This is a genomic window from Paenibacillus sp. SEL3 (genome assembly GCF_054602585.1).
In genome coordinates, this window is the sequence record NZ_CM137725.1 from 5662501 (window position 1) to 5673257 (window position 10757).

4 protein-coding genes and 2 rRNA genes are annotated in these 10757 nt (G+C 47.5%); 5 read left to right on the forward strand and 1 reads right to left on the reverse strand.

Going from position 1 to position 10757, the window contains the following annotated elements; genetic code table 11:
- Positions 1-187: 187 nt before the first annotated feature.
- Both ACYCS5_RS26230 and rrf read left to right on the forward strand, forming a co-directional pair.
- A 23S ribosomal RNA gene (locus ACYCS5_RS26230) occupies positions 188-3116 on the forward strand.
- Between the two features lie 151 nt (positions 3117-3267).
- Positions 3268-3384: ribosomal RNA gene (gene rrf / locus ACYCS5_RS26235) — 5S ribosomal RNA — on the forward strand.
- Between the two features lie 122 nt (positions 3385-3506).
- Here rrf and ACYCS5_RS26240 read toward each other — a convergent pair.
- Positions 3507-4867, reverse strand: a protein-coding gene (locus tag ACYCS5_RS26240) for an IS1182 family transposase (protein WP_459760337.1) whose coding sequence is annotated in 2 segments (ribosomal slippage) — positions 3507-4300 and positions 4300-4867 — 1362 coding nt in all. Because the reading frame shifts where the segments join, the coding sequence is not laid out codon by codon here.
- Positions 4868-5930: 1063 nt separating this feature from the next.
- Here ACYCS5_RS26240 and ACYCS5_RS26245 point away from each other — a divergent pair.
- From ACYCS5_RS26245 to ACYCS5_RS26255, 3 genes are all read left to right on the forward strand, one after another.
- Positions 5931-6755, forward strand: a complete 825-nt coding sequence (locus ACYCS5_RS26245) for a thioesterase II family protein (RefSeq protein WP_029517088.1) — start codon at positions 5931-5933, stop codon at positions 6753-6755.
- A 215-nt stretch (positions 6756-6970) separates the two neighbouring features.
- Positions 6971-8866: an ABC transporter ATP-binding protein gene (locus ACYCS5_RS26250; protein WP_459760338.1), complete on the forward strand. Its 1896-nt coding sequence runs from the start codon at positions 6971-6973 to the stop codon at positions 8864-8866.
- Positions 8841-10706: an ABC transporter ATP-binding protein gene (locus tag ACYCS5_RS26255; protein WP_340955368.1), complete on the forward strand. Its 1866-nt coding sequence runs from the start codon at positions 8841-8843 to the stop codon at positions 10704-10706. Before ACYCS5_RS26250 ends, ACYCS5_RS26255 begins: the two co-directional genes overlap by 26 nt.
- Positions 10707-10757: the final 51 nt, after the last annotated feature.

Consider the following 10757-nt stretch of genomic DNA (forward strand, 5'->3'; position numbering starts at 1 on the left):
GGGTTTCGCTTCGGAGAAGCGAATTGCACCTTGAAAACTGGATACCGAAACGAAATTGCGTTTTAGAATATTCCTTTAAGCTGATCTTGTGTAAACAAGTGAAACAAAGGTAGCTGCCTTGAATTTCATTCACACGTAAGTGTTGAACCGAAATTCAAAGCAAATCGTATTTACGATGTAAATACTAGGTTAAGCTACAAAGAGCACACGGAGGATGCCTAGGCGCCAGGAGCCGACGAAGGACGTGGCGAACAACGATAAAGCCTCGGGGAGCTGTAAGCAAGCTTTGATCCGGGGATGTCCGAATGGGGAAACCCGGCTGTCTTCATCGACAGTCACTTTCTGCTGAATACATAGGCAGAATAGAGGCAGACCAGGGGAACTGAAACATCTAAGTACCCTGAGGAAGAGAAAACAATAGTGATTCCGTCAGTAGCGGCGAGCGAACGCGGATTAGCCCAAACCAAGGAGCTTGCTCCTTGGGGTTGTGGGACGTCTCACATGGAGTTACAAAGGAACCGGTTAGATGAAGAGGTCTGGAAAGGCCCGCCAGAGAAGGTAAAAGCCCTGTAGTTCAAAACTGGTTCTCTCCGAGACGGATCCCGAGTAGTGCGGGGCACGTGAAACCCCGTATGAATCCGGCAGGACCATCTGCCAAGGCTAAATACTCCCTGGCGACCGATAGTGAAGCAGTACCGTGAGGGAAAGGTGAAAAGCACCCCGGAAGGGGAGTGAAATAGATCCTGAAACCGTGTGCTTACAAGAAGTCAGAGCCCGATCTAGGGGTGATGGCGTGCCTTTTGTAGAATGAACCGGCGAGTTACGTTCCCGTGCAAGGTTAAGGTGAAGAGCTGAAGCCGCAGCGAAAGCGAGTCTGAATAGGGCGATCTTTAGTACGTGGACGTAGACCCGAAACCGGGTGATCTACCCCTGTCCAGGGTGAAGGTGCGGTAACACGCACTGGAGGCCCGAACCCACGCATGTTGAAAAATGCGGGGATGAGGTGGGGGTAGCGGAGAAATTCCAATCGAACCCGGAGATAGCTGGTTCTCCCCGAAATAGCTTTAGGGCTAGCCTCGGAAAGAAGAATCGTGGAGGTAGAGCACTGATTGGGTGCGGGGCCCGCAAGGGTTACCAAGCTCAGTCAAACTCCGAATGCCATAGATTTAGTTCCGGGAGTCAGACAGTGAGTGCTAAGATCCATTGTCGAAAGGGAAACAGCCCAGACCATCAGCTAAGGTCCCCAAGTGTGTATTAAGTGGGAAAGGATGTGGAGTTGCACAGACAACCAGGATGTTGGCTTAGAAGCAGCCACCATTGAAAGAGTGCGTAATAGCTCACTGGTCGAGTGACTCTGCGCCGAAAATGTAACGGGGCTAAACACACCACCGAAGCTATGGCTTGATGCTTTACATCAGGGGTAGGGGAGCGTTGAATGCGGGTTGAAGGTGTACCGTAAGGAGCGCTGGACTGCATTCAAGTGAGAATGCCGGTATGAGTAACGAAAAGATCTGTGAGAATCAGATCCGCCGAAAGCCTAAGGGTTCCTGAGGAAGGTTCGTCCGCTCAGGGTAAGTCGGGACCTAAGGCGAGGCCGATAGGCGTAGTCGAAGGACAACAGGTCGAAATTCCTGTACCACCGTAATCCGTTATGAGCGATGGGGTGACGCAGTAGGGTAGTGACGCGGACGGATGGATGTCCGTCTAAGCAGTGAGGCTGATGTGTAGGCAAATCCGCATATCGTTAAGGCTGGGCTGTGATGGGGAGCGAAAATTGTAGTAGCGAAGGTCATGATCTCAGACTGCCAAGAAAAGCCTCTAGCCAGGAGAAGGTGCCCGTACCGCAAACCGACACAGGTAGGCGAGAAGAGAATTCTAAGGCGCGCGGAAGAACTCTCGTTAAGGAACTCGGCAAAATGACCCCGTAACTTCGGGAGAAGGGGTGCCTCGGTAGGGTGAATAGCCCGAGGGGGCCGCAGTGAAAAGGCCCAAGCGACTGTTTAGCAAAAACACAGGTCTGTGCGAAGCCGCAAGGCGAAGTATACGGGCTGACGCCTGCCCGGTGCTGGAAGGTTAAGGGGAGTGGTAAGCCTTCGGGCGAAGCTATGAACCGAAGCCCCAGTAAACGGCGGCCGTAACTATAACGGTCCTAAGGTAGCGAAATTCCTTGTCAGGTAAATTCTGACCCGCACGAATGGCGTAACGACTTGGGCGCTGTCTCAACGAGAGATCCGGTGAAATTTTAATACCTGTGAAGATGCAGGTTACCCGCGACAAGACGGAAAGACCCCATGGAGCTTTACTGCAGCTTGATATTGAATTTGGGTACGATCTGTACAGGATAGGTGGGAGCCGTAGAACTTTGAGCGCCAGCTTGAAGGGAGGCATCCTTGGGATACCACCCTGATCGTATCTAGGTTCTAACTTGGTACCGTGAACCGGTGCGAGGACAGTGTCAGGTGGGCAGTTTGACTGGGGCGGTCGCCTCCTAAAGAGTAACGGAGGCGCCCCAAGGTTCCCTCAGAATGGTTGGAAATCATTCGAAGAGTGCAAAGGCAGAAGGGAGCTTGACTGCGAGACCTACAAGTCGAGCAGGGACGAAAGTCGGGCTTAGTGATCCGGTGGTACCGCATGGAAGGGCCATCGCTCAACGGATAAAAGCTACCCTGGGGATAACAGGCTTATCTCCCCCAAGAGTCCACATCGACGGGGAGGTTTGGCACCTCGATGTCGGCTCATCGCATCCTGGGGCTGAAGTAGGTCCCAAGGGTTGGGCTGTTCGCCCATTAAAGCGGTACGCGAGCTGGGTTCAGAACGTCGTGAGACAGTTCGGTCCCTATCTGTCGTGGGCGTAGGAAATTTGAGAGGAGCTGTCCTTAGTACGAGAGGACCGGGATGGACGTACCGCTGGTGTACCAGTTGTTCCGCCAGGAGCACCGCTGGGTAGCTATGTACGGAAGGGATAAGCGCTGAAAGCATCTAAGCGTGAAGCCCCCCTCAAGATGAGATTTCCCAGTATGTAAGACCCCTTGAAGACGACGAGGTAGATAGGTTGGGGGTGGAAGTGCAGTAATGCATGGAGCTGACCAATACTAATCGGTCGAGGGCTTATCCTAAGAATAAAACGCAAATGAGTTTCGGATCCAGTTTTCAAGGTGTAACCTTGAAGGTATGTACAAGATACATACGAAATACGCATTGAAATTCATTCACACAGCTGTGATGAACCGAGTTTCAATACGGAAGAATTTGCGTAGCAAATTCATGTTTGGTGGCGATAGCGGAGGGGTTCCACACGTACCCATCCCGAACACGACCGTTAAGCCCTCCAGCGCCGATGGTACTTGGACCGCAGGGTCCTGGGAGAGTAGGACGTCGCCAAGCACGATAAAAAGAGCACAGCCTTAATGGGCTGTGCTCTCAGATTGTCGAGAAACCCCGTCATTTTGAGACGTGGGTTTCCTTTTTACATCATAATGCTCTGGTCTCTGGAGAAGCAGGGGGGGTTACCCCTGTTTCTCCAGGCGATCTAGGTGGATCGCCATCTTCTTCATGTTCTGCACGGCTGCCGTCATAAGGGCTTGTTCCCTGACGTTTGGAAGACCGCGCAAACGGCAATAGCGAAACCCATGGAGCTCTTTGGCATCCGCGAAGCTTCGCTCAATCGTCTCTTTTCGTTTGCGGTACAGCTTTTTACCAGATGGGCTCAGCCGGTTGCTCCGTACCCACTCTTTGCTGTCTTCCCAGACATGCCGAGTCACCACTTTGCGGTGGTTTCGAGACTGGGTACACTGACTTAGCAGTGGGCAATGCTGGCACTGAGCTGGGTCAGAGGCATACTGCCGGTATCCCTTACGGTCCGTCGTTCGGTAGGGCAGTTCCTGTTGGGCTGGGCATCTATACGCATTGCGTTTGGCATCGTATTCAAACTTCCATTTCGGAAACAGTCCTTGTCTGGGATGGAATCTTCGGTGAGCAATCACGGCAAAAATCTTTCGGTTCTGCAAACCTTGGCAAATCGGCGTTGTTAAATAACCTGAATCTAGTGCAACAGCTTCTACTTGAAAACCAAAACGTTCTCTTTGGCGATCCAAACGGGACAAATAGGGGACAGAATCATGTACATTCCCTGGTGTCACATGCACGTCCGTAATCAGATTGTACTTCATATCCACCGTGCGGTGGTCCAGATAGAAGAAGCCTTCGGGCTTGCCATCACGGATCATATAGCCGCTGTCCGGGTCTGTTTTGCTCACTTTCATTTCTTTTTCTTCGTTCACTTCCTCTCGGGATTTTAAGGCTTTTTTCCGTGGTTTCTCCGGTCATCCTTCACCGCTTCGTTCAGCTCGTCCATATAGTCTTTAGTATTCTGCAACACTTGTTCTTTGGTGTACTGGTGCCTGTTAGCATTGGCTTTGACGTGTGTGGAATCGGTGACGAGAACACGCCCACCCACCATTCGGTGAGAGATCGCCTGCAGCACAATTTCATCGAAGATATCTTGAAAGATCGTGGTGTCTTTAAAGCGAGTACGACGATTCCAGCTAATCGTCGTATGGTCCGGAACTTTATCCGTTAAGCCCAACCTCAGAAACCAACGATAAGCTAGGTTCGTCTGAATTTCTCGCTCGAGTTGCCGTTCTGAGCGAATGCCATAGAAATAACCGAGAAAGATCATTTTAAACAATACGGTAGGATCAATGGCAGGACGCCCGTTGTCTGCACAATACAGTGGTCGAACTTTATCATCGATAAACGAAAAATCGATATACTTATCTACTTTGCGGAGCAAGTGATCTTGAGGAACCAGATCTTCGATGGAAACAAATTCGTAGGATTGTTGTTTTTCGCGGTTGGAGCGTAGCATATCAACACCATCCGTTCTACAATAGTTACCTATATTATACAACATTAACGCGGTGTCGTCTTAAACAAAATTAACATAAAATAGGCTGTCGAGACTTTCTCGACAGCCTGAGAGCACAGCCTTAATGGGCTGTGCTCTTTTTGTATACCATAAGGCTTTCGCATTTTGGAAATTATATATACATGAACCCATACATATACTCCATTCCACTAAATTAATAAGATTGGGGGATAACTACAATAAAGCTTACAACACTCTGCATATCGACCGATAGTGAAGTCAAACATAATGAAATTTATAAAGCAGCAAGTCTCCAACAACGGGGAGCCTTGCTGTTTGCCGTTACTGTTTTTTGAGAGGGTGAAAGATTAAAAGTAAGGCTATAAATTTCTAGAGAACAGGTACTTTTGAAGCGAGATAGAAACGTTTTTATTAGAGTTTGAAAAGAAAATTCATAGATTTAGGAGAGAAAAATTCAATTCGAACTGGATTTTTTAGACGAAGAGTCAGAAAAAAATATGAAAAAAATGGTCCTTTATGACTATGGAATAACAATATTTATTACAAAAATAAAGAGTTATTAATTTTGTCTTATGTGAGCTTGATACAAATCCAATCCAATATTTAGGTGATTGAAGAGAGTTGCGGAAAAAGTCGGAATTTGTCGGATGATATCAGGTTGAATTTGTTACATTTATGTTAATGGCAAGTAAAGATAAAATTGTTGTAGGATAAGGGGTTGGACCTCAATGTAAATCAAAATGAGTTCAGTTTTACAAAATTCGTGAAAACCTGAAATCTTGTTTTAAACTAAATTAACAGATCATGATTGACAGATAACTCATACAAAAAGTGAAATTGTTGCTTTTGAAGTTTGGAAACAAATAACATAATATGGATTTTATTTTATTTTTATGAGCTCTATCAATTTAGCCCTTTTGTCCCATGCCAAGTGGTTTTAAAGTTTGTATATTTAAAAACAGTTAGAAAGTGTTGGAAGAAAAAAAGAGATATAAGGATTTACTGTAAAATTATGAACTGCATAGAGGATGGAGGAATTCTTATGACAACTCGATCACAATCTTGGTTCGCGAAAACAGAGGTCCAACCGACTACGAAGCTCCAACTATTTTGCTTTCCCTACGCCGGTGGTGGTGCTTATATATTTAACTCTTGGAAGTCCAGGTTTGCGCCTGACATTACCGTGTTGCCTATACAACTTCCAGGACGTGAAAGCCGCTCAACAGAAGCTCCAATGGATACTCTTCAAGACATCGTTCAATCGTTGGTTCCAGCTATGGCTCCATACATACATAAGCCGTTCGCTTTTTTTGGACACAGTATGGGGGCACTGATTGCATTTGAAACAGCACGGCAATTGTACAGCAAAACTGGAAAGCTACCTGAGCATATCATCATATCCGGTAAATCCGCACCACATATTCCATATTCCAAAAAACGACTCCATGATTTAGCAGACGATTCTTTCACCGAAGAGCTTCGTTTGATGCAGGGAACACCTGAAGAGGTGCTGCAAAATGCAGAATTGATGCAAATTATTATGCCTCGTCTGCGTGCAGATTTTAAGGTATGTGAAACTTATGTTTATCAGCCGGGAAATCCATTGATATGTCCGATGACTGTTTTAGGCGGAATGAAGGATTTTGAGGTTAGCACAGATTCACTGCATGCCTGGCAACAGCATACGACATCACCTATGGATGTTCGAATGTTCGAAGGTAATCACTTTTTCATCCATGAACAAGAACAAGAGGTTATGAGCACAGTCGAGAACATTCTTTCTACATCCTCGCCGATGGCCCACGCGGCGGGAGCTCATACAGCTTACAACACAAGCACCCTACAACCACGATTCAGACAGAGTTAAATGTCCCACACATCACGATACACTTCGTTATTACCATCTCAGCAACAATCAACAACCAACCCACACCAAGATGTAAATTCCAGCATAGTTCAAAATCGCATTTTATTCTGTACGGATACTCATGCATCCAAACCCAGAGTTTATCTCAACGACGTCCACAGCCAATATAAAAAGTTCGCACTGAAAAAGTGTGGGCAGCGAAAAGAGGGATGCCCTTGTTTCGATTAAATTCTGCTTTTCGGAGACTCGCACGTTATGTAAGGCCGTATAATCTATGGGTTTTCATAACGGTGATCACCTCCTTGTGTTTGGCAGCTATTGACATTATTTTGGGTAAGGCCATTGAGCAAATGGCACAGGGGACATTCTCCTCTACCCAGAACATGATCTATCTGGTTGTTGGTATGACGCTAATTGGAATGCCCTGTAAGTTTGTGATGAGGTACGCTTCAGCGCGATTTAGTGTTAGTGCTCTGCGCGACTTGAGAGGCGATCTCGTACATAAGTTTTGCGATTTACCGGTTTCCAGCGTGGAAAGGAAATTTACCGGAGATTTGGTATCCCGTCTAACCAATAATACGGCAGTATTACAGAACTTTTTTATCCAGCAGTTTGCCAATCTGTTCTATTTACCGCTCGTGTTTACGGCATCACTCATATTGCTTTTACTGACAAGCTGGAAACTGATATTGGCAAGTCTTGCGCTCATGCCAATAGGAATGATCATAACATCACTAATGAGCAAGCCAATTGAAAAATACTCCGCGGATCTTCAGGAGAAAATTGCTCATTTGAACGCTGTGGGGCAAGATGCAATCGGAGGAATCCCTATCGTCAAGGCATTCAATATGCAAGCTGTGCTGTTGAAGAAGTATATGGTGATTATGGAGGGGGTCGTCAAGCGCGGCTTACGGCTAGAAAAGCGCTATGCAGCCATTACTCCGGTAGGTGTGATGATGCTAGCAACACCGATTATTTTGGTCATTGTATACGGAGGATACCTGATACAACATGGAGAGTTGAATGCTGGAGGCATTGTACTTTTTTTATACCTGATTTCGTTCATATTGCAGCCGATTGCCATGCTGCCGACGATCATTTCGCAAATGAAGGAAGCGGGTGGAGCCGCAAAGCATTTGTTTGAGGTGCTGGATTGGCAGAATGAACGTCAGGACGGCGAAATGACCTTGGTAGATCAGAAGCGAGAGAATAGGGCGCCTCATTTGAAAGACGATGCAGATGGGGAAGCCAACCGAATGAGTGAAGGCGGAGCAGAAAGTGATGATGACGTTGATAGTGTTGCTGTAGTCAGCTTTGAGCATTTGACCTTTGGCTACGATGAAGGGAACACAGTGCTGAAGGATATCAGCTTCCAGGCAGGGCAAGGGGATATGGTCGCGATTGTCGGTGCCAGCGGTGGGGGTAAAAGCACGATTTTCAAGCTGCTTTGCGGATTTAATGAACCTGGAGAGCATGCTGGAACCATTCAACTATTTGGAAAGAGTTTGACAGATTGGAATTTAACAAGCCTGCGCAGTCATATTTCGATGGTATCTCAGGAGCCGTCGCTTTTTCCGGCCACCATTGCAGAAAATATCGGATATGGACGTTTGGAGGCGACTCGAGAAGAAATTGTCGAGGCGGCGAAAGCGGCACATGCGCATGATTTTATTGTTCAACTTCCCGAGGGCTATGAAACCCTGTTGAGCGAGCGGGGAGGCGGATTGTCTGGCGGTCAAAAACAGCGTATTTCCATAGCAAGAGCATTATTGAAAAATGCTCCGCTACTTCTATTGGACGAGCCGACTTCAGCACTCGATAGTCAGTCGGAGGCTCAGGTGCAGAATGCGATGAATGCGGTAATGCAAAACCGGACGGTACTGGTCATTGCTCATCGACTGTCAACCGTACGTCAGGCGAACCGCATTATTGTACTCGATCAGGGGAGCATTGTGGAATCGGGTTCTCATGAGGAATTACTGGGTCGTGATGGTGTGTACCGAAAGCTGTATTTGAAAAATTTTGAAGAAGAACAGCATACGACGGAAAACGGTAATTCGTTGCCTGAGGAAAGGGGTGAGCGTCGTGACCTTCAAGCAGGGGTTTTATGAATTTAAGCAGTTGATGTCCCTGATGAAGCCGCACCAAAAATGGTATTTTACCGGGCTGGTTGGCAATAGTCTGACCAATGCCAGCATCACGATTTTACTTTCTTTTGTGGTGCATTATTTGCTGAATTTCGCGGTTAATGGCAATGTACAGGAGCTATACCGAGCGGTCTATTTGGTCAGTGGTACATTTTTGGCATTAAGTCTTATCTCCCCCCTGTGCAGCTATATGTATAAACGGTGTGTAAAGCTGGCGATTGCTGATGTACGAATGAAACTATTTGGCCACATTGTCAAGCTATCGTACGAAAAAGCCGAAAAACACCATTCGGGTGATCTTGTATCCCGTATGACGAACGATGTACAGGCGCTAGAGCAGGCTTACACCGTTCATATTCGCTCGATTATACTGGAAATTTCGCTTTTCTTGGGCTCGTTGGTCATTTTGATGGCTTTGGATTGGCGATTTGGGATTATGGCGGTTGTACTTGGGCTGGCTTCAGCCTGGATAAATGCTCATTTCGCGAAGAAAATGCGAAAGACGAGTGAAGAGTTACAGGGACGGATGAGCAGGTTCACGGAACGATTGAGTGATTTGCTTTCCGGTTTGCAGACGGTGAAGTTGTTTGGGTTGAGGACAAAGGTAGGTGGACTATGTAACGATGCAAGCGAGGACATCAATCGCATCAGCATCCGGCAGGGACGTCATATGGGCTTGCAGGATATGTGCAATTTTGTCATAGAGTTCATTACGCTGGGCGGTGTGCTTGTCGCCGGATTGATTCTGGTATCGCAGAAGCAAATGGAACTGGGAGTATTGGGACAGATTGTACAACTGCAAACCGGTATTTCAACGGTATTTTTGGAGCTAGGGGCGGCTGTAACACTGTTACAAAACTCCTTGGCAGGCTTGGCGCGTATCCGCGAAATTCTGGATGAGTCGAAGGAAGAGGAACAGTTCCCCGCGGCTAAAAAGAAGGGACCGCTGACTAGGCTTAGCGATCCCGAGACGGCAGCTTTATCAGCCCGTGAATCTGGGGAATTCTATGGCGATGTTGAAACCTTACGTTCAGACCACGCCATTGAACAGACTCCGGCTGCGCTGGAGCTGCACGACATCACCTTTGGCTATCAGCCTGACCATCCAACGCTGCAAAGGTTAAACTTGGTCGTGCCGGAAGGGCAGGTCACTGCACTTGTCGGTCCGAGTGGTGGTGGCAAAAGCACAGTCATGAAGTTGTTGCTGGGATTTTACCCACCGGATGAAGGTGTGCTGCGGGTTCGTGGTCGTTTGGCAGAAGAATTTCCGTTGGATGAGGTCAGGGATTTGATGGCCTATGTACCACAGGAGGCTACGCTGTTCCACGGTACAGTAGCGGATAATATCCGTTTTGGCTCACCGACTGCCACGGATGAGGAAGTGGAGGCTGCAGCCAAAACAGCCTATGCCAGCGGCTTCATAGCCGAGTTGCCAGAGGGGTACGACACGATTGTCGGTGAACGCGGAGCCAATTTGTCCGGCGGTCAAAGACAGCGGATTGCAATTGCCCGTGCTTTGCTCAAAAATGCACCGATTTTGCTATTGGATGAAGCGACCTCAGCTTTGGATGCAGAATCGGAATATGAAGTCCAGCAGGGCTTAAATGAGTTGATGAAGGATCGTACGACATTAGTTATTGCCCATCGATTGTCTACGATTGAACGGGCGGATACGATCTGTGTCCTTGCCGATGGCGAACTGAAAGAGCAAGGTACCCATGATCAGCTCCTTGCCGAGGGCGGCCATTATGCAGAGCTGTATGAGCTTCAATTTCGAAAGCATCCCGAGGAACAAACCGCATGAATATGCGAATTTCCTTTTTACCAAATATCTATTTTGTGAGGAGAGAGACGG

Bases quoted from the DNA above. Each gene is read 5' to 3' on its own strand.
- ACYCS5_RS26245 (WP_029517088.1), top strand. From the start codon at position 5,931: ATGACAACTCGATCACAATCTTGGTTCGCGAAAACAGAGGTCCAACCG.